This is a genomic window from Lysinibacillus sp. 54212, from assembly GCF_036662795.1.
Lineage (GTDB): Bacteria > Bacillota > Bacilli > Bacillales_A > Planococcaceae > Lysinibacillus_B.
This window is the reverse complement of record NZ_JBAFWZ010000007.1, coordinates 17,569-43,044: the sequence shown is the minus strand read 5'-3', so window position 1 is coordinate 43,044 and position 25,476 is coordinate 17,569. Positions and strand designations below refer to the sequence as shown.

Here is a 25,476-nt window from a genome sequence, read left to right as displayed (position 1 = left end):
GGATATAAATACAAGGGAGGATTTTTGATGAACTCAATTATTCCTATAAAAGGTGCGGTTGTTTATTCATTAACATTAGATCCGACAGTTTGGATTTTCGATGATCGCCGCCTCGATTTAACGACTTATTTCGTGACAGAAAGAGCAGCAGATAATTCGGAAGAAAAATATTTAGCCGATGTAGGCGCTCACTGGTCACGTGAAATTATGGAAGGTGCCGTCTTTCCACCAACATTAAAAACCGAGCGTAAATTTGATCGCAAAGGGATGTTAACGGGTACATTTGGAATGGCGCTTAGTCCTTTTCTTAAAAATGCGGAAATTAAACCAGAAGCAACACAGGTTGTATTCCAATGTGCAGATGGTGATGAGTACGCCTTCTCAATCGAAGAAGCCGGAACAATGATTTTCAAGTTTAGCCATGAAGGTAAGCCACTATCTGAGGATGGGCCTGTCCACGTATTATTTAATGATGGCTCAAACGTTGATAACCCTATTAAAAATGTTGTCGCAATCCGCGTACAGTAGGAGGCGAATCGATGCGAGTTAAATGTGTCATTTGTGATTCAATACACCAGCTACCGGATGACCTTCCGTTAGCTAAGAAACTACGTAATCGACCGATTCATACGTATATGTGTGATAGCTGCTACGAGCGAATCGAAAAAAACACTGAACAACGACTAGCAACCGGTAAATTTAAGTTTTTCCGCACCTCTTCTAAAATGGATGAAGAGTTTTAACAATCCTAATGAAGCCTTGAACGAGTAGAAATGTTCAAGGCTTTTCTTTGTACGATAAGAGCCCATGGATTTTTGTTACGGGGCCTTTTTTGCAAGGACATTAACCGAGTAGGGTCTGTCTCGAAGGTCTTAGAGTGGCGTTTGACGGAAGTTTCAAAAATATTGGCGGAACGAAGAACTCCTATAAAGGGATCTACACTAAATTAGGATTGTCGGTTTCAAAATAGGATTTGTCTACAGGAAAAAACCTTGAACTAAATGCTCAAGGCTTTTCTTAACCACTCTTCACAAGTTTTCGTTCAAGTAATTCCACTAATTGATACATGATCGAGGCGAAAATTGCAATGATCATTAACGCTAGTAGCACTAAATTAAAGTTAAATACTTGGAAGCCGTATATGATTAAATAGCCTAGACCTTTCGAGGATACTAGAAACTCTCCAACAATAACACCAACCCAAGCTAAACCGACGTTTACTTTTAATGTAGATATTATTGTAGGAAAGGATGCTGGTAGGATTGCCTTTTGATACATTTGAAATCTTGAGGCATTGAATGTTTGTAGCACCTTTAAATAGTTCGTATCTACGCCCTTAAATGCTGTGTAAATTACAATTGTAGAAATGATGACAGAAATAATTGCCCCCATCGTAATAATCGATGTCATTCCTGGTCCCATTACTACAATGAGGATTGGCCCCAGTGCAACTTTAGGCATAGCATTTAATACGACTAGATAAGGGTCTAAAACCTTTGAGAGAAATGGTGACCACCATAAGATGGAGGCAAGTATCGTTCCAAGTAACGTTCCGATAATAAAGCCGAGCACCGTTTCAAATAACGTCACATACATATGAGGCAATAACGTGCCATCATTTATTTTCGAAATAAATAATGTCCAAATTTTTGTCGGAGAACTGAAAATTAGCTGGTCAATCCATTTAGAACGGGACGCTATCTCCCACACACTTAAAAAGCTTATTAAAATGAGCAGCTGAAAAAAACGTACCCATCGTTTTTCCTTTAATAAAGATCTCTTATAGTCATTGTGAAGTTTGTTCAGATTCAAGGCTTTCAAGCTCCTTCCAAATCTCCTGGAAAAGCGTCGAATAGCTTGGATGGGCACGCGCGTCAAATGGAGTAAGCTGCTTAAGTTCGTCGGGTACAATAAATGTTTTGTGCAATCTACCGGGCCTTGAGGATAGCAAATATATTCGATCACTCATCGCTATCGCCTCACCAATATCATGGGTTACTAGAATCGCCGTTTTTCCGTATTGCTTTAGCATTTCCGAAACAAGATCCTCTAGCTTTAGCTTTGATTTATAGTCAAGTGCTGAAAATGGTTCGTCTAGTAATAGGATTTTCGGGTCAACGGCAAGTGTTCGTGCTAAAGCAACTCTTTGCCTCATACCACCAGATAGCTCACGAGGATATTTTTTCTCTACATTCGGTAAGCCTACATCGCGTAGTAGTTTGGAGGATATACCAGCTTGCTTTCCCTTTTCTTTTTTTAATATATTCAATCCTAGTAAAACATTATCCTCAATCGTTTTCCATGGGAATAGGTAATCCTGCTGAAGCATATAACCGATCGAAACCTCATCGTTCCCAAAAACAGACTGACCTTGGATTAGTACGGAACCACTCGTTGGTTGAATTAGCCCCGCTATAATCGATAATAAGGTTGTTTTTCCACATCCGCTCGCACCTAACAACGAAACGAACTCACCTTCTTCAATCGAAAGATGGATATTTTGAAGTGCTTCGGTCGCTGCATCCTTAGAAAAATACGTATGATGTATGTCGCTAACTTTTACAAACCCCATATTACTTCGATACTTTCTCGGCAAACGACGTATCAACTAGCTCGTTATAATCCATCCGTTTTGGTAATTCGCCCGCTTCTTCCATTACATCCTGTAAGTTATTCCACTCTTCCTCGTCTAGGATTGGATCTTTTGCATACGATTCCTGTGCACGATATCTTTCTACTACCATAGCAATTAATTCCACATCCGTATCCTCAAAATACGGTTGAATTGCTTTCGCTACATCCTCTGCACTATTTTTGTACACCCAATCCTGTGCCTTTTTTATCGCTCTCGTAAATTTCTCAATCGTTTCAGCATCGTTCTCAATAAAGCTATCCTTTGTCATAAAGGATGTATAAGGTAAATAGCCTGATTCTGTTCCGAACGAAGCGACTATATGCCCTTTTCCTTCCATTTCAAATACACTTGCTGTTGGCTCAAATAATTGTACGAAGTCGCCTGTACCTGATGCAAAGGCCGTTGCAATATTTGCAAAATCAATATTTTGAATGAGCTCTAAGTCATTGTGAGGGTCAATGCCATGCTTTTTCAATACAAACTCCCCAGCCATTTGTGGCATGCCACCTTTACGTTGACCAAGGAATGTTGAGTCCTTTAACATATCCCAAGAGAAATTGTCGATTTTTTCTCGTGCTACTAAAAATGTTCCATCCGTTTGCGTTAATTGTGCGAAATTTTTAATCGGGTCGTTTGCACCTTGAGCGGTTACATAAATCGATGTTTCAGAGCCGACTAGTGCAATATCAATGCCATCTGATAGCAGTGCAGTCATTGTTTTATCGCCACCAGGAATCGTTTTTAGTTCAACCTTCAAGCCCTCATCTTCAAAAAAACCTTTTTCAAGTGCTACATATTGCGGTGCATAAAAGATGGTGCGTGCTACTTCCCCTACTTTAACTTCCTTCAGTTCATCCTTTCCGCATGCCCCTAGAAGGAAGAGCACCATACTTGCAGCAATCATCAGGAAACTTGTTTTTACTAAACGCTTCACTCTCGTTCCTCCCTGTCGTATCCAGTTGTCTAGAGTAGGTTATGCACCTAGGAAATAAAGTGTGAATCGGTTGTAAGGTCGGTTATCCGCCCCGCAATAAAACGAAAAACTGCACTTATATCGTTAGCATAAGCTAGCAATATAAATGCAGTTTATAATTTTAACTATTTGCTTGGCGTTCTTCTCGTTTTTCACGCCATAAACGAGTTTTATAGATGATTAAAATAAGTGCAGCTACAATGAGCCCTTCAATCATCGGTAAGAATAGCGCTAAAAACGTTAGTACAATACAGCCTAAGAAAAGGAACGTATAAATAATAATGTTTTTTATTAGCGGTAATTCTTTTGCAAATCCAAGTTTAAATACGATTGCAGATAAGATGAATACTAGAATGAACACGACATAGCCAGCTGCATCATAGTTTGGTTCAAGATAATCATAAATGTACCTTGTGATTCCTGACATGCGCTTGAATGTTTTCTCGTAGCCATCATCCGGTGTAGTAGCTGTTAATAGATTTAAATTTAAAGCAAGTGTTGCTAGTGTTGTCCCCAACATCACTCATCCTTTCAAATTTAACGCGTTATTATTGCTCCATCTCCGCGTATTTTTTCTTTTTTGCAATGCGTTCACGTTCGTTTTTGTCTAAAATTTGCTTACGTAAACGAATTGACTCTGGTGTAACTTCAAGATACTCGTCATCACTTAAATACTCTAACGCTTCTTCAAGTGTCATAATACGAGGCTTTTTGATTACATTTGTTTGGTCTTTATTAGCAGAACGGATATTTGTTTTTTGCTTCATTTTCGTAATGTTTACAGTAATATCGTTTTCACGCGTATTTTCACCAACGATCATACCTTCGTAAACTTCCGTACCTGGCTCAACAAATAGTGTACCACGATCCTCAACACCCATCATACCATAAGTTGTTGATTTACCGTTTTCCATTGATACAAGTACCCCTTGGTGACGGCCTCCAACTTTACCTGCTACAACTGGTTGGTACGAATCAAACGTATGGTTAATGATCCCGAAACCTTTTGTTAACGACATAAATTCTGTTGAGTAACCAATTAAACCACGTGCTGGTACATTGAAGATGATACGCACTTGTCCGTTACCGTTGTTGATCATGTCTAGCATTTCACCTTTACGAGTACCCATTGATTCAATGATAGAACCTACGCAGTCCTCAGGTACATCAACTTGTACACGCTCAACTGGCTCACATTTTACGCCATCTACTTCTTTAATGATTACTTGTGGTTTTGATACTTGTAACTCAAAGCCTTCACGACGCATGTTTTCAATAAGAATCGATAAGTGTAATTCACCACGCCCTGAAACTGTCCAAGCATCTGGTGAATCTGTATCTTCTACACGAAGTGATACGTCTGTTTGCAATTGTGAACGTAGGCGCTCTTCGATTTTAGAAGAAGTAACCCATTTCCCTTCACGACCTGCGAATGGTGAGTTATTTACTAAGAATGTCATTTGTAGCGTTGGCTCATCAATACGTAATGGTGGTAGTGCTTCTTGATGCTCTACAGGACAAACTGTTTCACCTACGTTAATATCCTCCATACCTGAAACGGCGATTAGGTCACCCGCTTTAGCCGTTTGAATTTCTTCACGTTTTAAGCCGAAGAAGCCGAAAATCTTCGTTACGCGGAAGTTTTTCACTTTGCCGTCTAGCTTCATTAAGGCTACTTGCTGTCCTACTGAAATCGTACCACGGAAAACACGACCGATACCGATACGACCAACGAAATCGTTATAGTCAAGTAAGGCTACTTGGAATTGTAAAGGCTCTTCTGAATTGTCTACTGGTGCTGGGATATGCTCGATGATTTGCTCGAATAAGCATTTCATATTTTCTTCTTGGTTTGCTGGGTTCGGATCTAATGAAGCCGTCCCGTTTACACCTGAAGCATATACTACTGGGAAGTCTAGTTGATCGTCATTTGCATCAAGCTCAATAAGTAATTCTAACACTTCATCCACAACTTCCTCTGGACGAGCTGAATCCTTATCCACTTTATTTACAACTACGATTGGTGTTAAATTTTGCTCAAGCGCTTTTTTTAGTACGAAACGTGTTTGAGGCATACAACCCTCATATGCGTCGACTACTAATAGTACGCCATCTACCATTTTTAGGATACGTTCTACTTCTCCACCGAAGTCTGCGTGTCCTGGTGTATCTAAAATATTAATGCGAGTGCCTTCATAGTTTACTGCTGTATTCTTTGCTAGAATTGTAATTCCACGTTCGCGCTCGATATCGTTAGAGTCCATTGCACGCTCTTCTACTTGCTCATTCGAACGGAATGTACCCGATTGTTTTAATAATTGGTCTACTAATGTTGTTTTTCCATGGTCAACGTGCGCGATAATTGCGATGTTACGTAAATCTTGACGTAATTTTGTCATTATTCCACTCCATATTCTTTTTTCAGATGTTTAACTGTGATATTATAGCACAAGAAAGATGAATTGTCTTTTTGAAAATTATTGTATAACTTTGTAACATAATTTAACTGTCCAGGAGGTTAACATAATGAATAAAGCAAAACTTGTCATGTTTATTTATGCATTAGCTGCATTATTTTCAATGATTAGCATCGGCTTCTCTGTTGCACTAATCGGCGTAGTTGGCGAAGAATACGATATGGCAGGCATTATCGGCATTATTATTTCTATTGTTATCATGTGCATTATTTTCATGATGGGCTTTAAAACAAAGAAAAAATTCCGTGAACAGGGATTATTATAATTAGACTTTAGGCAAAACATTTTTTAGTTGCTTAAAAATCGGCAAACCCCGCCACTTCGCTTTTCGTGGGCGAGCGCCGAGCCTCCTCAAATTTGCAAGAGTGCAAATTCTGCGGGGTCTCGGGGCAACACGATGTTGGTCACGAAGGCGTAGTCACACGACGTGACGATCTTAGCCTTCGTTCCATTATCGCTTTCCCACAGAAGTCTACGTGGCGGGGCTTGCCTTATTGTCCAACATATTTAAATAAAATTCCCTAACTGTATACAGAAATGATTTCTTTCAGGGTAAAAACAAAGGTAGAAGCATTCCTAATTATGTAGGAGCGCTTCTACCTTTTTATTTTTCTTCAATATAATTTTCTAATAGTTGCCGATGAATGTATGGGTTAGCAATTAAAAATGTATCCGTTGATAAAAAGTCAAAAGAATTGCCACTTAAGTTCGTAGCGATAGCACCTACCTCTTTTGCAATGACCACGCCGCCTCCGATATCCCAAGGAGCTAGACGCATAGAAATATACGCATCGAGCTTACCACTTACAACAAAGGCGATTTCCATTGCTGCCGAGCCGTATGATCGTGTTCCGCGCACAGTATTTATTAATTTGATGAGCTTCTCATGATTTATTTTAGGATTTGGCGTTACCCAGCTTGCATTAATACCTATGACAGCCTCATCAATCTTTAGAGGCTGCAACTTTCTCATTGGCGAATCATTATACCATGCGCCTTCACCGGCAACGGCATAAAATAAATCTTCACGCATAACATCGAAAATATAACCTAGCTTGCCAATACCATCTACATACAGACCAACTGTAATCATAAAATGACGATGCTGCTTCACAAAATTCATTGTGCCATCGATCGGGTCGATAATCCACACGACACCGTCTAGTGAATCTACATGCTCTCCCATACCTTCTTCCCCAAGGATTTTATGAGTAGGATCAAATGCGTTAATTTTTTCGATAAAAAAAAGTTCTGTTTCTCGGTCAATATTCGTCACTAGGTCATTGGCATTCGTTTTTGTTTCAATTTTAATATCGTATGAAAACGCATTTCGAATACGTCTCCCAGCCTCGAATATCATTTCCTTTGCAAATGTATCTAAACGCTTCAAATCCATTGTATAATCACCTTCCGCTTTCTAAGCTTATGTATCAAACTAAACAATATAGTTTACCCTATCCACCTATATATAGCTATTATAACAAAAATCACCTGCTGTCCGAATATCCAGCAAGTGATTTTTTAATTGGGTATGAACTTTTTGTTACGCATATGCATGAAGACCTTCAAGTTCCTCCTGAATTTCTTTCAAGCGCTTTTTCGATTTGGAGATATCTGTTTCATTACTTTCATTCATCGCTAGGTATAAGGAGGCTAACTCATAATCAAGTTCTAGGCGTAATATTTGTTCATATTGCTTTTCAATATCCACTTTGCGTATAATTTTAATCATCTGTTTCATTATCCTCACGTCCTTTGATTTTTTTCAAAAACTTTTCATATTCTTGAAAGATGTTGTTATCAGATTTCTTCCCAAATTCTTATTAAAATAAACCTAAAAATCGAAAGGAGTTACTATTTTTGACGAATTTACAATGGACAACAAAAGACTTTGACGTTTTTAAAATCGACGGCTTAGATGCCCGAATGAACGCACTAACAACGATCATTCGCCCTAAATTTCATAGCTTGGGTGACATTTTTTCCACTTACTTTAGCACACACACAGGGGATGAATTTTTTACACATGTAGCAAAGCACGCACGCCGTACCGTGAATCCACCTAAAGATTCCTGGGTAGCATTTGCTCCGTATAAAAGAGGCTACAAGGCACTTCCGCATTTCCAGATTGGCTTGTGGAATAGCCATCTTTTTATCATGGTAGCAGTAATCTACGAAGCCCCTAACAAAGCAGAAATGGCGGAGCGCTTACTTTCTAACTTGGAGCTTTTCGATGCATTGCCAGGTGATTTTGTTATTTCAGGTGATCATATGTCACCAGAAGCAACTTCTCTAGGCGAATCAAGAGAGCAACTGTTAGAACAACTAATCCTTCGTTTACGAAATGTAAAAAAAGGTGAATTTTTAGTCGGCCGACATATCTCAGTTGAACAAGCTATTGCTCTTTCTTCAGATGAATTTTTGCAGTTAACACAGGAAACATTTGATAGGCTGCTACCCATTTACAATGTCATGGTTAACAAAAAACGATAGTCTTTCATAATATGCACAAATAACTAATAAACATACATCTTTAGGGGATTGTTTGACAGTTATTTTTTCAAGACTTCTTGAGAATAATGAGAACGATTCGTTTTTTATATGGGGAAGGTGTTTAAGGAAGCATTGACGTTTGCTAAATTCCCTGGCGACAAGTTTTGATACAGTATATGCAGTAGCGAATAGTATTGAGCAATCTGCAAAAAATAACGTAACGTAAAAAAACGGTGTAAATCAAGGTTTACCCTGATTTACACCGTTCAATAATTATTTTACAGACGAATTATTCCTCCATCCGATAACTCTTTCGCTAATTTAACAACCTTATAGCTAACATAACCACTTGCCTTTTCAAAATCACGACAGATTGTTTTTTCCTCCGCCTGTGAAGGAACGATTTCTTTAAAACGACGATACTTTGCCATAAAGTCCTCACGCTTTATGCCTTTCTCGTAAGCAGCCTCTACCGCTTCAAAAAAGTGAACAACATCGACCATTTCTTGAGTTGTCCAATCTGTTGATAATGGATATGAATATTCCATACACTAACCTACCTTTAGTTTATTGCCCCCATTTTATACGTATTGCCTCTGCTTGTACAACCATTCGCTCAATTAATTCGGCTACAGTAGGGACATCGCTAATTAAACCAGTGACTTGACCTGCCCAGCCAAAGCCTTGTGATTCTTCTCCATCGTATATAAACCGTTTATTAGCTTTACCACTTATATAATCCTTTAACGCTTCATACGTTGGCGTTTTTCTTTCAATCGCTAGGATTCCCTCTGTAAAATCGTTTCGTAGCGCTCGAGCAGGTGCCCCGATTGAACGTTTAATTACCGTTGTATCCGCTTCAGTGCTAGAAAGTAGCGCTTGTTTATAGGCTTGTGAAGCATGAACACATTCCTTCGTTGCGATAAATCGCGTTCCCATTTCGATTCCTTCTGCACCTAATGCATGTGCAGCCATCCAGCCACGACCGTCACCAATTCCTCCTGAGGCAATAACCGGTATGGATACGCTATCGACGACTTGCGGAACGAGCACCATTGTTCCTACATCATCTCGCCCTAAATGCCCGCCGCCCTCTTGCCCTACGACCATAACGGCATCTGCGCCTAATTCTTCAGCCTTCTGTGCCTGACGACGTGCTGCAACTAGCACAAGTTTTTTACAAGAGGAGTCCTTTAAAATTTCAAAAATCGGTGCAGGATTACCACCTGTCATTGTGACAACAGGTACCTCCATTTCCTTTGCCACCTCTACCATTCCTTGGTAGCCCTTTCCGTGCATACCAATGGCAAAATTGACGCCAAAAGGCTTATTCGTTAACGCTCGAACTTTTTCTATTTCATGACGTAGCTCGTCTGGTGAGGACAGGCTCATCGCCGTTATTTGCCCCAAGCCCCCAGCATTTGATACCGCTGCCGCAAGCTCTGCATAAGCTAAATACGCAAGACCGCCTTGAATAATCGGATATTGAATATTTAGTAATTTCGTAATACGTGTTTCCCAGTTCATCTTATTACCCCCTAATATTTTTATTATTCCTTATAGTTCATACCCTACAATGTTTTCAGATCAATTAGTTGAATTATAAAGCGAGTTCTCTCTCCCCCATTGTTTTCATCGGCATACACAAATTACTATTCTACATATAATTTCTGTACAATTTTTCGCATATACCTATACTCATATAGAGGCGTAGGATCTTCCACATAAAAACCCGTCATCATTTCATGTAATTTTTTATAGTCACACCGGTCAATAGGTGCTATAATTCATTTGTTTCAAATATTTAATATAAGTGAGGTGGTACCTGCGTTGTCACAGTTAGAGACTCCTTTGTTCGACGTTTTACTCAAGCATCGAAACAGACATCCGATTCAGTTCCATATTCCGGGGCATAAAAAGGGCCAAGGGATGGACCCGGCGTTTCGAGAGTTCGTCGGCGACAACGTTTTATCAATTGATTTAATCAATATTGCTCCACTAGATGATTTACACGCACCAAAGGCAGCCATTAAAGAAGCTCAAAATTTAGCTGCTGAGGCATTCGGTGCTGATTATACATTCTTTTCCGTTCAAGGTACTAGTGGCGCTATTATGACGATGGTTCTGACCGTCGTCGGTCCAGGTGATAAAATACTCGTACCACGGAATGTTCATAAATCGATTATGTCTGCCATCGTATTTGCTGGAGCGATTCCTATATTCATCCATCCTGAAGTGGATAGTGAGCTAGGGATTTCTCACGGGATTTCACCAGAATCAGTGGAAAAAGCACTTACGAAATACCCAGATGCAAAGGCAGTTCTAGTCATTAATCCAACATACTTTGGCTTTGCAGCGGACTTAAAGCGCATCGTCGAAATTGTACACGATCGAAACATCCCTGTAATTGTAGATGAAGCGCATGGTGTGCATATTAAATTCCATGATGAATTACCTTTATCTGCTATGCAGGCCGGTGCTGATATGGCAGCAACAAGCGTACATAAGCTTGGTGGCTCTATGACAGGTAGCTCCATTTTGAATGTACGTGAAGGGCTTGTCTCTGCTAAACGAGCACAATCAATTTTTTCTATGCTAACAACAACATCTACTTCTTACCCACTCTTAGCATCGTTAGATACTGCTCGCCGTCAGCTTGCAGTTCACGGCTATGATTTAATAGATGATGCGATTCGTTTAGCAAAGGATACACGTAAGCGTATAAATGCGATCCCACACTTAACTTGTGTTGGACGCGAGAAGCTACATTCCTCCGCAACGTATGATATGGATCCTTGTAAGCTATTAATTAGTGTGAAAGATTTAGGTATTACAGGTCACGATGCAGAAGAATGGTTACGACATAATGCTAATATTGAGGTTGAGCTTTCAGACCTTTATAACCTTTTATGTTTAGTCACACTAGGTGATACGAAAAAGGAAATGAATCTACTAATAAACGCTTTAACACGTATGTCCCAGGCGTATGATTCTGAGGCTACTGTTACTATTCCGAACGTCAAAGCACCTGAAATTCCGGCACTTGCAATGTCTCCACGTGATGCCTTTTATGCTGAAACGGAAGTCATTCCATTAGCCCAGGCACATGACCGAATTTCAGCTGAATTTATAATGGTTTATCCACCTGGAATACCAATTTTTATTCCAGGCGAAGTGATAACAGAAGACAATATTAAATATATTCAAATGAATATTGAAGCTGGTCTTCCGGTTCAAGGACCAGAAGATGCTACTTTAAAAAACATTCGTGTTATTAAAGAACGTCAAGCAATCTATTAAAAGCTCAGATCCCTAAGAGATTGGGGATCTGATTTTTTACATAAATATCATGACAAATAAAGGGCACATAAATGCACCTAGCACCGCGCTTAATCCCATCGAAAGTGAACCAATCGATAAGTCTTCCTCACTATATTCCTTTAATTTCGTTAATCCTACACCATGTGATGCACTGCCCATCGACACGCCCCGACTAATCGCTGTATCTATTTTTGCTAGCTTGTATAGGAAAGGTCCAAAAATAGCCCCAGTAAACCCTGCTACCATTACAAGAACAGCCGTTAGTGGTGCAATGCCATGAATAGACTCACTCACCTGCATAGCTACTGGTGTTGTTAATGATTTTGGTAGAGCGGTTAGCAGAAAATCTTCACTTGCCCCAACTAATTTCAAAAGTGTAAACACACTAATAAGTCCTGATAGCATACCTACGACTAAGCTTGTGACAATCGAATATTTATATTTAAAAATGAGTGCCCGCTGATTATAAAGTGGGAATGCAAGCGCTACTACTGCGGGACCGAGCATATTTTGAATCCACTGTCCCCCTTCCATATATGTATCATAAGGAATATTAAATAGAAGTAAAATAATAACAGTAATGATTGTGACAGTTAATATCGGTAATAAGAACGGATGGCTATATTTTTCGTATAGCTTTTGCATGGCAATAAACAGGACAACGGTACTAACGATGACTGCTAGCCCTAGAAGCACTTGCTGCATATTCTGTTTCCTCCTGTTCTGACTGTTCTTTCTTCTCGATAAATTGACTAACTTTTCCTGCAATCCAAATGGTGAATAGTGTACTAATGATCACGGCCAATACTAAATAAAAGCCCGCCATCGTCAATAGCTCTGGATATTCTATTACCCCTGCTGTAGAAGGTATAAAAAAGAGCGTTAAAAATGCTAGCATAAACCCTGCGCCATCTTGAATATATCCAACTTTAATTAGTTTAAAATATAGGGATAGCCACAATAATATTAGCCCAATGATACTCGCTGGAATAATGATTCCTGTTAGCTCCACAATAAGGACACCGAGATAATAATAGATAGTTAGTATGCCAATTTGTGCTATGATTCGTAATATTCGCATCCCAATCACCCTCTCTTTCTATGCATTCATTGTACGCCTGTAGGAAATCATTGTCTATTTACTTTTCTAAAATAAATAAAAGAAATCGTTTCTTAAACGAAGGAAATACAGACAAATATGACAAAAGCGTAGCCATCCTGTTTTTTAGGACACTACGCTTTTGGTTATTTATATTCGAAAGTTTAAGGGGATAATATTCGTTTTGTCCTAGTCCAAGTTAAGAACAAAATGCCTCTGTTTGCTTTTCTGTTAGCTCAATTTCAAAGCCTAGATCCTCTAACATACGATAATCGCTGTTTGCTTCTTGCCCTTCTGTCGTTAAATAATCTCCAACAAATATACTGTTAGCTGCATACATCCCAAGTGGCTGAAGGGAACCAAGATTCACTTCCCGACCACCCGAAATACGAATTTCCTTCGTAGGGTTCATATAGCGGAATAACGCCAATACTTTTAAGCAATAGCGAGGGTTTAAATCCTTTGTTCCCTCTAGCTTTGTGCCATCAATTGCATTGAGGAAGTTAACTGGAATCGAATCTGCATCTAATCCGTGTAGCGCACGTGCAATATCGACAACATCCTCTTTCGTTTCCTTCATACCGATAATCGCTCCAGAGCAAGGTGAAATGCCATGTTTTTTAGCGATTTCCACCGTATTTACACGATCCTCGTACGTATGAGATGTCGTAATATATGAATGGTGACGCTCTGATGTATTTAAGTTATGATTGTAACGGTCAACACCTGCTTCTTTTAGCTGCTGTGCTTGCTCTTCCTTTAATAGCCCTAAGCATGCACACACCTTTAAACCATATTTATCCTTTATTTCTGTTACAGCTTCACTTACGACATTTACATCTTTACGCGTTGGGCCACGTCCACTTGCTACGATGCAATATGTACCTATTTTATTTTCAAACGCACGCTTCGCACCTTCTAATATCTCTTCCTTTGTAATAAAAGGATATTTTTCGATTGGTGCTGTTGATTTTGAAGACTGTGAGCAATAGCCGCAATCCTCTGGACAATACCCGCTTTTCGCATTCATAATCATATTCAGCTTTACTTTTTTACCATAATAGTGCTTACGGATTGAAAATGCCCCGTCCATCAGCTTTAATAGCTCGTCATCCTCACTATTTAAAACCGCTAATGCCTCTTCATTGCTCAGTACTTTACCTTCAATAACTTCTTGCGCTAATTGTAACCAATTCACTAAATATGCTCCTTTTCTACTCTAACAATTTTTAATGCTCGTGCAGTACGAAATACCGGATACAGTCGCTCGGCTAATAAAGCGGAAACGATTGCTAAACAAAAATCTGCTACGATACTATTTAAGAACCCTACTACCAAAATATGTGCCAGACTTGTTTTCACATCTAGCCAAAAATTAAGGGAAACGTAAAGATAGGGTACAGCTATTGCATAAATCAGAAATAATCCTACAACGTTTGCGCCGATAAAGTGCTTTCTTGTCGGTGCTTCTACTTTTTCTAACATCCATCCAATAATAAATGCAGCCATTGCAAAACCTATTAAAAAACCAAATGTGGGCTGCATGACATACGTAATACCCCCACCCTGCGTAAATACAGGTAATCCAACCAAACCAATGCCAATATAAACGAGCTGACTCCATAAACCATTTCGACTCCCGAGTAAGCAGCCTGCTAAAAAAACAAAAACAATTTGTAATGTAAATGGTACAACTGGTAATGGTACCTTAATAAATGCACCGATTGCTGTTAAAGCGGCAAACATCGCAATCATCACAAGTGAAAGCGTTGATTGACGTTGCTGCATACGTTTATCCCTCCCGTTCTGCAAAAAATTCCTCTATTGTTTCTTTCGTTATCCTAATCATAAATTGCATTTCAGCATCAGAAATAATATATGGCGGCATAAAATACAAAATATTCCCAAGCGGTCGGATCAGTAAGCCTTTCGCTAGGGCCCGCTTATATATTTGATAGCCTATCCTCTCTTCACTTCGTAACGGCTCTTTCCTCTCCCGATTCGCTACAAGCTCGATTGCCCCAACGAACCCAATTTGTCGATATTCACCCACATATGGCATCGCAGAAAATGCCTCTGTAGCTAGCATTCTCATCCTCTCTCCCTTAGACTGAATAATTTCGATGTACTGTTCCTCTTCAAAAATCTTCAATACTTCAAGCGCTACACGGCAAGCGAGTGTGTTTCCCGTGTAGCTATGCGAATGTAAAAATGCCTTCATCGTTCCATAGTCATCGTAAAAGGCCTCGTATACTTTATCTGTCGTTAATACAGCGGAAAGTGGTAAATACCCGCCTGTTAAGCCTTTCGATAAGCACATAAAATCAGGAGAAATTCCAGCTTGTTCACAGGCAAATAATGTTCCTGTACGGCCAAAACCAACCGCTACCTCATCAGCAATAAGGTGTACATCATACTTTGTACAAGATTCGCGCAGTCGCTTTATGTAAATCGGCGGATACATTTTCATTCCTGCCGCTGCCTGAATAAGTGGCTCAATAATGACAGCTGTAAGTTCCTCATGATGTGCGACTAGCTCTTCTTCTACATAGGAAATACATGGCGCGTGACAGCTTTCAGGGTGCTCATTAAACGGACAACGGAAACAATCAGGTCCCTTCGCCCTTACCGTATCGAGTAATAATGGCTGATACACTTCATTATAAAGATCCACACCACCTACCGACAACGCCCCCAACGTCTCACCGTGATAAGCATCGGTTAAGGCAAGAAATCTCTTTTTAGTCTGTTTTCCGCTTTGCATATGATATTGAAAGCTCATTTTTAAAGCGACTTCAATAGCAGAGGATCCGTTATCTGCAAAAAACACCTTGTTTAAGTCATCTGGTGTTAACTCCACCAATTTTTCTGCTAATTTTACAGCTGGCTCATGCGTAAAATTAGCAAATATAGCATGCTCCAGCGTAAATGCCTGCTCACTTAAAGCTTGGCTAATTCGAGGATTAGCATGTCCAAATAAATTCACCCACCAGGATGACACAGCATCTAAATATCGATTGCCATGCTCATCGTAAAGCCACACGCCTTCCCCTTTTTTTATGACAATAGGTGGGAAGCTCTCATAATCCTTCATTTGCGAGCAAGGATGCCAAACATGCTGTAAATCTTTAACCTGTAAGTCAGATAACCTTTTTGTCATGTTGATACAGCCTTTCAAATAATGATGTTCCCTTGATTGAATAATGTACTACCTCAGTTATGCCGTTAAGCTGTGGAACAACAGCATAGGGTAGCGGACAATGCTGGATAATAGTATCAATATTGTTTTGTTCCATTTTGCTACCGGTATCTCCGTTAAAAACGATACCTAGCACTTCAATGCCTCGTGAAGCTAATGCCTCTAGAGTCAACAACGTGTGATTGATCGTCCCAAGCCCTGTACGAGTAACGACAACAACAGGTAACTGGCTTTTTAAGATCACATCGAGCAAAGTTTCCTGCCCTTCACTATCCAGTGGAACAAATATGCCCCCTGCCCCTTCACAAATTACGGCATCATATTGTTGTTGCAGTTTTTTTATATGCCCCAATATGCGCATCGTATCAATTTGCCTGCCCTCCAGCGCAGCAGCAAAATGTGGTGATGCAGGCTCCTTAAATGAGTATTCATTTAATTCTTCTCGCATAAGTTTTTGCAGAGAATACTTTTCGTACATTGTTGTATCAAAATAATAGGCTTTCTCCTGCTCTATTACCTCACCTGTTTGCACCGGCTTGTACGGTGATACCTGCAGTCCTTGCTCCTGTAACTGACGCATAAACAACGTCGTAATACATGTCTTCCCAACATCGGTATCCGTACCAACGACCCAAAAATGTTGCATTGTTAACCTCCCCTCTATTTGTGTTAACCTAAACAATGAATAAGTTAACACATTTGAACTTATATTGTAAATGCCCTTTTATGAAACAAAATGCTACATTAGACAATCCAAATGATGAATAGATTATGTTATAGTAAAGTCCAATCATATGGAGAAAGGGGATTTTACTATGTTTAATAAGAGATTTCGTGAGATTGTAATAAATGGGGAGGGATGTGCAAAATAATGCATAAAACCTCCCAAAAGTAACTAACAAACTTTTTAGGAGGCAATTCAATTGAGTACGATCAATATGAAAAATTTAGGGCTTACTGAAGCAATGCTCCAGGAAGCTGAACAATACAAACATCTATACATTGGACGAATATCATCCCAATCTAAAAATTTATACAAAGTAATAACAGAACATGGAGAATTGATAGCTGAAATATCCGGAAAATTTCACCATAGTGTAAACGACCTAACAGACTATCCATCTGTTGGCGATTTTGTCATGATTGACCGAACAGATCATAACGATGGCAACGGGATTATTCATCAAGTTCTCACTCGGAAAAGTGTGTTTGGGCGAAAAGTGGCAGGTTCTACAACTAACACACAAATTGTCGCAACGAATATCGATATCGTTTTTATTTGTATGTCACTAAACAATGACTTTAACCTTCGTAGATTAGAGCGCTATCTTTCTATCGCTTGGGATAGCGGGGCGACACCCGTTATTGTGCTGACAAAAGCAGACTTATGCCAAGAAATTGAGCAAAAACTGAGCGAAATATATGCGATTGCAATAGGTGTAGATGTACTCGTAACAACTAGTATGTCTGATACTGGACATCACCCTATTACTAATTATCTTTCACTTGGTCGAACGGTAGCATTTATTGGCTCATCAGGCGTTGGAAAATCAACCTTAATCAACCGTCTTCTCGGTCAACATGTTTTGGGGACAAATGAAATAAGAAATGATGATAAGGGTAGGCATACTACGACAAGACGTGAATTACTTCCGTTACCAGATTTAGGTGTCGTAATCGATACGCCCGGTATGCGAGAACTCGGCATTATTAGCGCTGATTTAGCTAAATCTTTTGCTGACATTGATGAGCTCGCCTCTCAATGCCGCTTTAGTGATTGTATGCATCAAACTGAGCCAAACTGTGCTGTCCAAAAAGCGATTCAGGATGGCACTCTAGCAATAGAAAGGTTGGAAAGCTATCGAAAACTTCAAAAGGAAACAAAGTATGATAGCTTAAATGCCAAAATGATTGAAAAAGAAAAGCTAAATAGCATGTTCGGCACTGTGGGCGGGATGAAAAATGCGAGGAAATTCCTAAAAGAGCAACATAGCCAAAAAGGACGAAAAAAATGACAACCGGCAAATAAGCTACTTCATTAATTTTTCTTTTTGCTCAACTCTTTAGAGTATTCGGTATATGTGCAATTTCCGATAAGAAAGATATTGTAACTTTAAAGGGGCTATCCAACTAATGGATAGCCCCTTCTTTCATCTAAATTAACACATTTAAACGGTTACACGCCTCTTCATATTCGGCTTTAAGCTGCTCAACTATTTGCGCGATTGTTTGACGTTCTGAAATCGCAGCCACTCCCTGTCCTGCTGAGAAAATATCTCGCCATGCCTTATGATCATCAAAGTCCATTTTCCCTCTGCCATTTGATAGATCAGCTACATTAATACCACTTGCTGTTAGTGATGGAATAAGGAAATTCGCATTGACACCACTGATTGCATCTGTGTAAATAATATCCTCACTAGAGCTACTAATAATCATATCTTTATAAGCATCCGTTGCATTTCCTTCTTCCGCTACAATAAAACGTGTGCCCATATAAGCATAATCAGCACCGATTGCTCGAGCAGCGGCAACATCTGCTCCGGAAGATAGTGCCCCAGCTAAAATGATTTCCCCGTTGAAGAATGATTTTACTGCTGCTACAAAGGCGAATGGATTTAACAGCCCACCATGCCCCCCTGCACCTGCACATACTAAAATAAGCCCATCTACACCAGCCATCGCTGCTTTTTTCGCATGCTTTTCAAAAATGACATCCGAATACACTTTTCCACCATAGCTATGAACGATTTCGACAATCGGTGTTGGGTTGCCTAGCGATGTAATAACAAGTGGTGGCTGAAATTTTTTAATTAACTCCACATCTTCATCATAGCGTGGATTTTCCCCTTTATGGCAAATAATATTCACACCCCATGGCTCACTTGGTAACGCCTCTTTAATTTCTGTTAGCCATTCCTCACAAACGCTTGTTGGACGTGCATTTAACAATGGAAATGTACCGATGACACCTCCACGTGAAGACTCAATCACCATCTTTGGATTGGAAACTAAAAACATAGGTGCCACGATTACTGGCAAATTCATAAAAAACACCCCTTTTTCTCGTAATATACTTAAAGTTCTGCGAAAAAATGAATAATCCTTCATTTTTTAAAATTTTATTTAGGAAAAATAATCTCCACCAGATTAAATCTTGAATTCGAGATATTTTCGTTGCTTCGTTTTCACTTGCGTGGTAAAGTGATGCTACAGCCTAAGGAAAGGAGGAAGCAGGATGCGAAAACATACACTCGGATCCCTCACTTGGCTTCGTATGATGCGCTTTACAAACCAAAGTAATCAGTTGTCCAATGAATTTTTAAAGCGATTCAACTTAACAACTGCTCAATTTGACGTGTTAATCCAAATTCAAACTTATGCACCCTTAACACAATCCGAATTAGCGGACAAAGTAACGGTTACTCAGGGTGGCATTTCACGAATGCTGGCAAGACTTGAAAAAGAAGGTCTCATCCAACGAAAGCAACATTGGAAGACAAAAACGATTTCATTAACGAAAAAAGGTGAGGAATTAATGGATCTTGCCACTCCACATCAGCTTAACTTTCAATCCTCTTTATTTGACGATGTATTAACTGAAGAGGAATTAAAAAACTTATATACACTACTATCTAAAATTGAAAAGCATAGTAAAACAAAAAAATTACCTCCCTCGTAATTTTTTTCTACCATCACTTGCTTAATCAATTGAAAATGGAGGCAACACAATGAACAAATTAAGTGGACATCATCATATTTCAATGTTGACGAAAAATGGACAGCGAAATAATGAATTTTATACAAAAATTCTCGGTTTACGCCGTGTTAAGAAAACAGTCAACCAAGATGCACCTTCAATGTATCACCTATTTTACGGTGATTTAACGGGTAGTGCTGGCACAGAGCTATCGTTTTTCGAAATGCCAGTTGCTGGACGTACGATCCGTGGAACAAATGCAATCACAAGAATCGGACTATTAGTTCCGAGCTATGAAAGCCTCGAGTATTGGAAAAATCGATTCACCTTATTAGGTGTGGAGCATAGTGAAATCACAACATATGCCGGCAAAGATGCACTATTTTTTGAGGATCATGAAGGCTTACGTATGGTATTACTAAATCATGAGGGCCAAAACATTCCTGCTCACTGGCAAGCTTGGTCGGATTCATTGGTATTAGAAGAACATCGTATTTTAGGGATGGGAACAGTTGAAATCACTGTCCGCTATTCTAATCGAACGGTAAATTTATTAAAAGAGCTTTTCGGCTATACGGTTGTTTCTGAACATGATAAGGAAGTTCGTTTACAATCGATTGCCGGTGAAGCACTTGGTGAAATTGTCGTCCTAGAACAACAAGGACGGAGTGAGAAGCCGGGTCGTGGAAGTATTCATCATTTAGCTCTACGTGTGAAAACAGTAGAAGAATTACGAGAATGGCATGCGCGAATTAAGGAGCGGGGGCTTGATAGTTCCGGCGTTGTCGATCGCTACTATTTCCAAAGCTTATATTTCAGAGACCGGAACGGAATTCTATTCGAAATGGCAACTGATGGACCAGGCTTTACGGTCGATTCCTCTGTTGAAGAGCTAGGAAAAGAACTTGATTTACCACCCTATTTAGAAGCAAAAAGAGCAGAAATTGAAGCCATTTTAGAGCCATTAGATTAAAGGAGGTTAATCATGATGGAGCAATATAGAATCGATACATCAAAAGGAATGTAATTTGGGCTGTATTCCTTAGGAGACCATATTCCGAACCCATTAACAGGGGAACGTATTTCACAGCAACAACGAATTCAAGAGCTAATTGAGGCAAGTAAGCTAGCAGAGCAAGCAGGTATTGACATATTTGGTATTGGAGAAAGCCACCAAACGTACTTTACAACGCAGGCACATACAGTCGTCCTTGGTGCGATTGCTCAAGCAACTGAAAAAATTAAGCTTGCTAGCTCAGCTACCGTGCTTAGTGTTTCTGATCCGGTACGTGTGTACGAGGACTTTGCCACAATTGATTTAATTTCAAATGGGCGTGCAGAAATCGTGGCCGGGCGTGGCTCTCGTGTAGGTGCCTATCATTTACTAGGGGTAGACGTACAAAACTATGAGGAAATATTCGAGGAAAAATTAGCGCTATTGAAAAAAATTAATGACGAGGAATATGTCACATGGGAAGGCAGGTACCGTGCGCCGCTTCACAATGCTCCAATCCTTCCACAGCCAAAAAACGGCCTATTACCTATTTGGCGTGCAGTTGGAGGGCCTCCTGGAAGTGCTATTAAGGCAGGTTATATGGGAATCCCCATGATGCTCACGACTTTAGGTGGACAGGCTATTAATTTTAAACCTTCTGTTGATGCCTATCGTGAGGCTGCACAGCGAAGCGGCTTTGATCCAGCCTCTCTACCAATAGCAACAGCAAGCTTATTTTATGTGGCGGAAACGACAAAAGAGGCTTTACAGGGAATGTATCCTCATATTAACGGTGGCTTCCAAGCAATTCGTGGCGCTGGCTATCCGGAGCAGCAATTTGCACAAGCGCCCGATACAAGTGATGCTTTAATGGTCGGTAGCAAAGAACAAATTATTGAAAAATTACTTTACCAATATGAATTATATGGCATGCAACGTTTTATGGCACAAATCGATTTTGGTGGCGTACCATTTGAAAAAATTATGAAAAATATTGAGATGATCGGGAATGATATTATTCCAGCGATAAAAAAATATACAGCAAAATAAGGATAAATATAGGAATAGGCTACTTTGCTTAAAGCAGATAGTCTATTTTTTGTGCATAGTTAAGAGCTTTTATTAATACAATTCTATTATATACTTCTATGAATTTCACTAGATTTTCCATCTTTAATCTTTGCAATAGTTTTCTATTATTAACTTTTAAGGAGGGTTCTTATGAATTGGGATTATGAATATGACGTTGTTGTAGTAGGTTCAGGTGCCTCGGGATTCTCTGCCGCCATTACGGCTAAAAATGAAGGCCTACACACATTATTAGTAGAAAAAGAGCAGCACTTCGGTGGTGCCTCTGCTCTATCTGGTGGAGGTGTTTGGATTCCAAATAACAGGTATTTAGTAGAAGCAGGTGTCGGAGATAGTTTCCAAGAAGCGAAAACATATTTAGACGCTACTATCGGCGATGGCGTATCCGATGAAATCAAAACAACGTATTTAAACAAAGGAATTGAAATGCTTGATTATTTCCATAAGAACACAAAGCATATGCGGTTTTCCTATGCAAACAATTATTCTGATTATTACCCGCAGCTACCAGGTGGGAAAGGACAGGGCCGCTCTATTGAACCATTAATTATTAATACAAATCAATTAGGGGATTGGAGAGACAAGTTAAAGCCACCTACCCTATCAACAAAAGGATTTGTTATGACGGGCCAAGATTTCCACAAGGTCAACATGATTACGAGAACGTGGGAGGGGAAAATCCGCTCGTTATCATTAGGCTGGCGTTTAATACAGCACAAGCTATTCCGAGTCAATTACGCTGCACTCGGGCAAGCATTAATTGCTCGTATGGCACTTTCCTATAAGGATTTAAACGGTGAGCTTTGGTTAAACACACCTTTTGTAGATTTTATATTTGAAGATGACCGAGTTGTCGGAATCCAAGTAAAAAAAGACGAGAAAGCCTTATACATTAAAGCGAATAAGGGCGTGATTTTAGGCTCTGGCGGTTTTTCCAAAAACCAAGCGTATCGTGATAAATATTTACCATCCCCTACCGATGTTGGCTGGACAAGTTCACCAGTCGGACAAACTGGTGATATTTTAACACCCGCTGAAAAACTAGGAGCTCAATTTGACCTAATGCATAAAGTGTGGGGTGCCCCATCGATTATCGACCATAAAGGCGTACCATTCTTCTTAGTAGCAGATCGTGGTATACCGAATATGATTATCACGGATCAGGATGGAAAACGCTATATTAATGAACCAACACCGTATCATGAATTTGTCGACCGTATGTATCTTCATAATGAGAAAACGGGTGGAAAGGCGATTCATTCGTGGATTATTTTTGATGGACGAGCTAAAAAACGCTATATCTTTGCAGGGCAATTCCCGGGACAGGATTTCCCGACACCATATTATGAGCATGGCATTGTGATAAAAGCAGACTCTATCAAAGAGCTAGAGGAGAAATTACACATGCCAGGAAATAATTTAGTTGACACGATCCAAACATTCAATGAATATGCGAGGAACGGCAAAGATTTAGATTTTCATCGCGGGGAAACAGCACATGATCGCTATTACGGCGATCCAACACTTAAAAATCCTAATTTAGAGGAGATTAATGTTGGACCTTATTATGCGCTTAAGGTGTTCCCAGGTGATATCGGAACAAAGGGCGGCGTTGTTATTGACAAAGATGCCAGAATCGTAAAAGAGGATGGAACGGTGATTCCTGGCGTCTATGCCTGCGGGAACTGCTCTGCATCCATTATGGGTGAAGCGTATCCTGGCCCGGGAGCTACACTAGGACCTGGTATGACATTTGGCTATTTGGCCGCCATGCATTGTAAGAATGAGGTTCCTACCCATAAGGCTGGAATGCAAAGTGAAGTTCATAGCTAGTTAAATGTAGTAGCTGCTCAAGCTCTTGATTTTTAGAACGAAGGCAAGAATGCGTTTCCGAGAGTGAACCGAAAATAACTAATGTGATGGTAAAGGGGATTTTTAAAATGGAACAAGCTATTTCAACGAATCTTAGTGCAATCTTTAACAAGCAGCAAAAGTATCAATGGGAAGTCCGTCAAACAGATGCAGCGACGAGGAAGGTAAAACTACAGAAGCTACTCCATGTTTTACAATCCTATAGCGAAGAAATTATACAGGCCGTAAGACAGGATGTGGAGAAGCCAGCGTTTGAAATCGTCAACGAAATCACCGCCGTAACTAGCGGAATCCAGTATGCGATTGCAAATATTGAAACGTGGATGCTGCCTGAGGAAGTGGAGACTCAGCCTGGCACGAAAGCTCAAATAGTCTACGAGCCTAAAGGTGTTGTTTGTATTTTTGGTACATGGAACGCCCCGTTAACGGTTACCATACACCCATTAGCAGAAGCAATAGCGGCTGGAAACTGTGTCATACTAAAGCCCTCAGAACATATGCCAACACTCGCAACTTTAACACAAAAGCTCTTAGCAGAAGTGTTCGAAGAGCAGGAAGTGGCTGTTGTATTAGGAGATGCCAGTGTGGCGAACGAGCTATTAGAGCTCCCGTTCAATCATTTCTTTTTCACAGGCGGCTCAAAAATTGGCAAGCTCATTATGACGGCAGCTGCAAAGCACCTTGCGTCTGTCACACTAGAACTTGGCGGGAAATCACCTGTAATTGTAGATCGCAATGTGGATTTAGAGCGAACTACAATGCGGTTAGCTTGGGGAAAATTGCTTAATAGCGGACAAATCTGTATCTCGCCGGATTATGTATTTGTCTATGAGGAAGATTTGAACGCATTCGCAGAGCATTTTGAACAACATGTCCGCAATAGTATTTATGATGCACAAGGAAATCTTTGCAAGGAGGACCACACACAAATTATAAACGCCGCGAACTTTACTCGTTTAAAAAATCTTGTAGAGGATGCCATTTCAAAAGGCGCTACCGTACTATCGGGCGGGCATTTTGATGAGGAATCTCGACGTATCGAGCCTACCTTATTAAGCAATATTACGGAGGATATGGAAATTACGCATGAGGAGATTTTTGGTCCAATTCTATTAGTGTTGCCGTATCAGGATGTTGAGAATGCTCTTGCATACATTCGTTCAAAACCACAGCCGCTTGCCTTATATTTATTTAGTGAAAATGAGGGGCTTGTTCAGCATATATTGCAAACAACCTCTTCTGGCGGTGTAACAATTAATGATATTTATTCGCACAATACCCACCCGAACCTACCTTTTGGAGGTGTAGGTAACTCTGGTGTCGGAAGCTATCACGGGATCCATGGCTTTAAAGGCTTTTCTCACGCCCGCGCTGTGTTTACCGCTATACCTCAGGAATACGAGCCATTTGTTATGCCTCCTTATAAAGGAAAGCTCGAAATGCTACAGCAAAAATATAAATAAAGTAAGAAAAATGTAAGCGTCCCGTTTAGCCACGATAAGCGCCGGCAGCTAGAGCGAGAAAATGCTCAAACCCTAAAAAAATTATACTTTCTTATACAGTAATCAAGGGGCTACCTAGAAAGTTTTGACTTTCTGGGCAGCCCCCTTGTTAAATGATTCAA

General features: G+C 40.0%; 27 protein-coding genes. 11 read left to right on the top strand and 16 right to left on the bottom strand.

Annotated elements, in window-relative coordinates; genetic code table 11:
• The first annotated feature begins 27 nt into the window (after window positions 1-27).
• Together V4T18_RS06615 and V4T18_RS06610 are read left to right on the top strand one after the other, a co-directional pair.
• The gene (locus V4T18_RS06615; RefSeq protein ID WP_332647882.1) at window positions 28-528 is read left to right on the top strand and encodes a peptidyl-prolyl cis-trans isomerase; all 501 of its coding nucleotides are present in this window, start codon (window positions 28-30) and stop codon (window positions 526-528) included.
• 11 nt (window positions 529-539) lie between these two features.
• Entirely contained in the window at window positions 540-743 is a 204-nt protein-coding gene (locus V4T18_RS06610) for a YlaI family protein (protein WP_332647880.1), read from the top strand.
• A gap of 274 nt (window positions 744-1,017) precedes the next feature.
• Here V4T18_RS06610 and V4T18_RS06605 read toward each other — a convergent pair whose 3' ends face one another.
• From V4T18_RS06605 to typA, 5 genes are all read right to left on the bottom strand, one after another.
• Window positions 1,018-1,812 carry an ABC transporter permease gene (locus V4T18_RS06605; protein WP_332647877.1) on the bottom strand — a complete coding sequence of 265 codons (795 nt, stop codon included), beginning with the start codon at window positions 1,810-1,812 and terminating at the stop codon, window positions 1,018-1,020.
• A complete protein-coding gene (locus tag V4T18_RS06600; RefSeq protein WP_332647874.1) occupies window positions 1,787-2,572 on the bottom strand; it encodes an ABC transporter ATP-binding protein in 786 nt (261 codons plus the stop codon). Before V4T18_RS06600 ends, V4T18_RS06605 begins: the two co-directional genes overlap by 26 nt.
• 1 nt (window position 2,573) lies before the next feature.
• Window positions 2,574-3,539 carry an ABC transporter substrate-binding protein gene (locus tag V4T18_RS06595; RefSeq protein WP_332648132.1) on the bottom strand — a complete coding sequence of 322 codons (966 nt, stop codon included), beginning with the start codon at window positions 3,537-3,539 and terminating at the stop codon, window positions 2,574-2,576.
• 190 nt (window positions 3,540-3,729) lie between these two features.
• Entirely contained in the window at window positions 3,730-4,035 is a 306-nt protein-coding gene (locus tag V4T18_RS06590; protein ID WP_332648129.1) for a YlaH-like family protein, read from the bottom strand.
• Window positions 4,036-4,156: 121 nt separating this feature from the next.
• Window positions 4,157-6,007, bottom strand: coding sequence for a translational GTPase TypA (gene typA / locus V4T18_RS06585; protein ID WP_332647872.1), 1,851 nt, complete (start codon window positions 6,005-6,007; stop codon window positions 4,157-4,159).
• A gap of 127 nt (window positions 6,008-6,134) precedes the next feature.
• Here typA and V4T18_RS06580 point away from each other — a divergent pair, with 127 nt between their 5' ends.
• A complete protein-coding gene (locus V4T18_RS06580) occupies window positions 6,135-6,350 on the top strand; it encodes a DUF5325 family protein (RefSeq protein ID WP_332647869.1) in 216 nt (71 codons plus the stop codon).
• 339 nt (window positions 6,351-6,689) lie between these two features.
• Here the strand turns inward: V4T18_RS06580 and V4T18_RS06575 are convergent, their stop codons facing one another.
• Together V4T18_RS06575 and V4T18_RS06570 are read right to left on the bottom strand one after the other, a co-directional pair.
• On the bottom strand, window positions 6,690-7,481 hold the full coding sequence (locus tag V4T18_RS06575; protein WP_332647867.1) for an inositol monophosphatase family protein: 792 nt from the start codon (window positions 7,479-7,481) through the stop codon (window positions 6,690-6,692).
• Between the two features lie 147 nt (window positions 7,482-7,628).
• Complete coding sequence (locus tag V4T18_RS06570; protein ID WP_332647865.1) at window positions 7,629-7,826, bottom strand: hypothetical protein; 198 nt, start codon at window positions 7,824-7,826, stop codon at window positions 7,629-7,631.
• Between the two features lie 119 nt (window positions 7,827-7,945).
• Between V4T18_RS06570 and V4T18_RS06565 the strand changes: the two genes are divergently transcribed.
• Window positions 7,946-8,578 carry a YktB family protein gene (locus V4T18_RS06565; RefSeq protein ID WP_332647864.1) on the top strand — a complete coding sequence of 211 codons (633 nt, stop codon included), beginning with the start codon at window positions 7,946-7,948 and terminating at the stop codon, window positions 8,576-8,578.
• A 278-nt stretch (window positions 8,579-8,856) separates the two neighbouring features.
• Here the strand turns inward: V4T18_RS06565 and V4T18_RS06560 are convergent, their stop codons facing one another.
• Window positions 8,857-9,126, bottom strand: coding sequence for a UPF0223 family protein (locus V4T18_RS06560; RefSeq protein ID WP_332647862.1), 270 nt, complete (start codon window positions 9,124-9,126; stop codon window positions 8,857-8,859).
• A 19-nt stretch (window positions 9,127-9,145) separates the two neighbouring features.
• On the bottom strand, window positions 9,146-10,105 hold the full coding sequence (locus V4T18_RS06555; RefSeq protein ID WP_332647860.1) for an NAD(P)H-dependent flavin oxidoreductase: 960 nt from the start codon (window positions 10,103-10,105) through the stop codon (window positions 9,146-9,148).
• Window positions 10,106-10,408: 303 nt separating this feature from the next.
• Here V4T18_RS06555 and V4T18_RS06550 point away from each other — a divergent pair, with 303 nt between their 5' ends.
• Entirely contained in the window at window positions 10,409-11,878 is a 1,470-nt protein-coding gene (locus V4T18_RS06550; RefSeq protein WP_332647859.1) for an aminotransferase class I/II-fold pyridoxal phosphate-dependent enzyme, read from the top strand.
• A gap of 36 nt (window positions 11,879-11,914) precedes the next feature.
• Here V4T18_RS06550 and V4T18_RS06545 read toward each other — a convergent pair whose 3' ends face one another.
• The 6 genes from V4T18_RS06545 to bioD all read right to left on the bottom strand — a co-directional run bounded on the left by V4T18_RS06545 (window position 11,915) and on the right by bioD (window position 16,843).
• The gene (locus V4T18_RS06545) at window positions 11,915-12,604 is read right to left on the bottom strand and encodes an LrgB family protein (protein ID WP_332647857.1); all 690 of its coding nucleotides are present in this window, start codon (window positions 12,602-12,604) and stop codon (window positions 11,915-11,917) included.
• Window positions 12,567-12,980 carry a CidA/LrgA family protein gene (locus tag V4T18_RS06540; protein WP_332647854.1) on the bottom strand — a complete coding sequence of 138 codons (414 nt, stop codon included), beginning with the start codon at window positions 12,978-12,980 and terminating at the stop codon, window positions 12,567-12,569. The genes V4T18_RS06545 and V4T18_RS06540 overlap by 38 nt, the downstream gene beginning before the upstream one ends.
• Window positions 12,981-13,197: 217 nt before the next feature.
• Window positions 13,198-14,196: a biotin synthase BioB gene (bioB, locus tag V4T18_RS06535; RefSeq protein ID WP_332647851.1), complete on the bottom strand. Its 999-nt coding sequence runs from the start codon at window positions 14,194-14,196 to the stop codon at window positions 13,198-13,200.
• A complete protein-coding gene (locus tag V4T18_RS06530; RefSeq protein ID WP_332647849.1) occupies window positions 14,196-14,786 on the bottom strand; it encodes a biotin transporter BioY in 591 nt (196 codons plus the stop codon). Before V4T18_RS06530 ends, bioB begins: the two co-directional genes overlap by 1 nt.
• A 4-nt stretch (window positions 14,787-14,790) precedes the next feature.
• Window positions 14,791-16,158, bottom strand: coding sequence for an adenosylmethionine--8-amino-7-oxononanoate transaminase (gene bioA, locus V4T18_RS06525; protein WP_332647847.1), 1,368 nt, complete (start codon window positions 16,156-16,158; stop codon window positions 14,791-14,793).
• Window positions 16,139-16,843 (bottom strand): dethiobiotin synthase, encoded by a 705-nt coding sequence (gene bioD / locus V4T18_RS06520; RefSeq protein WP_332647846.1) that lies wholly within the window; start codon window positions 16,841-16,843, stop codon window positions 16,139-16,141. The genes bioA and bioD overlap by 20 nt, the downstream gene beginning before the upstream one ends.
• Window positions 16,844-17,120: 277 nt before the next feature.
• Between bioD and rsgA the strand changes: the two genes are divergently transcribed.
• Window positions 17,121-18,212 carry a ribosome small subunit-dependent GTPase A gene (gene rsgA, locus V4T18_RS06515; RefSeq protein WP_332647843.1) on the top strand — a complete coding sequence of 364 codons (1,092 nt, stop codon included), beginning with the start codon at window positions 17,121-17,123 and terminating at the stop codon, window positions 18,210-18,212.
• Window positions 18,213-18,351: 139 nt separating this feature from the next.
• Here rsgA and V4T18_RS06510 read toward each other — a convergent pair whose 3' ends face one another.
• A complete protein-coding gene (locus V4T18_RS06510) occupies window positions 18,352-19,245 on the bottom strand; it encodes an NAD(P)H-dependent flavin oxidoreductase (protein ID WP_332647840.1) in 894 nt (297 codons plus the stop codon).
• A 190-nt stretch (window positions 19,246-19,435) separates the two neighbouring features.
• On the opposite strand from V4T18_RS06510, the gene V4T18_RS06505 reads away from it, so the two are divergent.
• The 5 genes from V4T18_RS06505 to V4T18_RS06485 all read left to right on the top strand — a co-directional run bounded on the left by V4T18_RS06505 (window position 19,436) and on the right by V4T18_RS06485 (window position 25,315).
• On the top strand, window positions 19,436-19,879 hold the full coding sequence (locus V4T18_RS06505) for a MarR family winged helix-turn-helix transcriptional regulator (RefSeq protein WP_332647837.1): 444 nt from the start codon (window positions 19,436-19,438) through the stop codon (window positions 19,877-19,879).
• A 49-nt stretch (window positions 19,880-19,928) separates the two neighbouring features.
• Window positions 19,929-20,870: a ring-cleaving dioxygenase gene (locus V4T18_RS06500; protein WP_332647835.1), complete on the top strand. Its 942-nt coding sequence runs from the start codon at window positions 19,929-19,931 to the stop codon at window positions 20,868-20,870.
• 60 nt (window positions 20,871-20,930) lie between these two features.
• Complete coding sequence (locus V4T18_RS06495; protein WP_332648126.1) at window positions 20,931-21,941, top strand: LLM class flavin-dependent oxidoreductase; 1,011 nt, start codon at window positions 20,931-20,933, stop codon at window positions 21,939-21,941.
• Window positions 21,942-22,112: 171 nt separating this feature from the next.
• The gene (locus V4T18_RS06490; RefSeq protein ID WP_332647832.1) at window positions 22,113-23,813 is read left to right on the top strand and encodes an FAD-dependent oxidoreductase; all 1,701 of its coding nucleotides are present in this window, start codon (window positions 22,113-22,115) and stop codon (window positions 23,811-23,813) included.
• Between the two features lie 86 nt (window positions 23,814-23,899).
• Window positions 23,900-25,315 carry an aldehyde dehydrogenase family protein gene (locus tag V4T18_RS06485; protein ID WP_332647829.1) on the top strand — a complete coding sequence of 472 codons (1,416 nt, stop codon included), beginning with the start codon at window positions 23,900-23,902 and terminating at the stop codon, window positions 25,313-25,315.
• Window positions 25,316-25,476 lie beyond the last annotated feature (161 nt).

Bases quoted from the DNA above. Each gene is read 5' to 3' on its own strand.
- V4T18_RS06615 (WP_332647882.1), top strand. From the start codon at position 28: ATGAACTCAATTATTCCTATAAAAGGTGCGGTTGTTTATTCATTAACA.
- V4T18_RS06610 (WP_332647880.1), top strand. From the start codon at position 540: ATGCGAGTTAAATGTGTCATTTGTGATTCAATACACCAGCTACCGGAT.
- V4T18_RS06600 (WP_332647874.1), bottom strand. From the start codon at position 2,572: ATGGGGTTTGTAAAAGTTAGCGACATACATCATACGTATTTTTCTAAG.
- V4T18_RS06595 (WP_332648132.1), bottom strand. From the start codon at position 3,539: ATGATTGCTGCAAGTATGGTGCTCTTCCTTCTAGGGGCATGCGGAAAG.
- V4T18_RS06590 (WP_332648129.1), bottom strand. From the start codon at position 4,035: ATGTCAGGAATCACAAGGTACATTTATGATTATCTTGAACCAAACTAT.
- typA (WP_332647872.1), bottom strand. From the start codon at position 6,007: ATGACAAAATTACGTCAAGATTTACGTAACATCGCAATTATCGCGCAC.
- V4T18_RS06580 (WP_332647869.1), top strand. From the start codon at position 6,135: ATGAATAAAGCAAAACTTGTCATGTTTATTTATGCATTAGCTGCATTA.
- V4T18_RS06575 (WP_332647867.1), bottom strand. From the start codon at position 7,481: ATGGATTTGAAGCGTTTAGATACATTTGCAAAGGAAATGATATTCGAG.
- V4T18_RS06570 (WP_332647865.1), bottom strand. From the start codon at position 7,826: ATGAAACAGATGATTAAAATTATACGCAAAGTGGATATTGAAAAGCAA.
- V4T18_RS06560 (WP_332647862.1), bottom strand. From the start codon at position 9,126: ATGGAATATTCATATCCATTATCAACAGATTGGACAACTCAAGAAATG.
- V4T18_RS06555 (WP_332647860.1), bottom strand. From the start codon at position 10,105: ATGAACTGGGAAACACGTATTACGAAATTACTAAATATTCAATATCCG.
- V4T18_RS06545 (WP_332647857.1), bottom strand. From the start codon at position 12,604: ATGCAGCAAGTGCTTCTAGGGCTAGCAGTCATCGTTAGTACCGTTGTC.
- V4T18_RS06540 (WP_332647854.1), bottom strand. From the start codon at position 12,980: ATGCGAATATTACGAATCATAGCACAAATTGGCATACTAACTATCTAT.
- V4T18_RS06530 (WP_332647849.1), bottom strand. From the start codon at position 14,786: ATGCAGCAACGTCAATCAACGCTTTCACTTGTGATGATTGCGATGTTT.
- bioA (WP_332647847.1), bottom strand. From the start codon at position 16,158: ATGACAAAAAGGTTATCTGACTTACAGGTTAAAGATTTACAGCATGTT.
- bioD (WP_332647846.1), bottom strand. From the start codon at position 16,843: ATGCAACATTTTTGGGTCGTTGGTACGGATACCGATGTTGGGAAGACA.
- V4T18_RS06510 (WP_332647840.1), bottom strand. From the start codon at position 19,245: ATGAATTTGCCAGTAATCGTGGCACCTATGTTTTTAGTTTCCAATCCA.
- V4T18_RS06505 (WP_332647837.1), top strand. From the start codon at position 19,436: ATGCGAAAACATACACTCGGATCCCTCACTTGGCTTCGTATGATGCGC.
- V4T18_RS06500 (WP_332647835.1), top strand. From the start codon at position 19,929: ATGAACAAATTAAGTGGACATCATCATATTTCAATGTTGACGAAAAAT.
- V4T18_RS06490 (WP_332647832.1), top strand. From the start codon at position 22,113: ATGAATTGGGATTATGAATATGACGTTGTTGTAGTAGGTTCAGGTGCC.
- V4T18_RS06485 (WP_332647829.1), top strand. From the start codon at position 23,900: ATGGTAAAGGGGATTTTTAAAATGGAACAAGCTATTTCAACGAATCTT.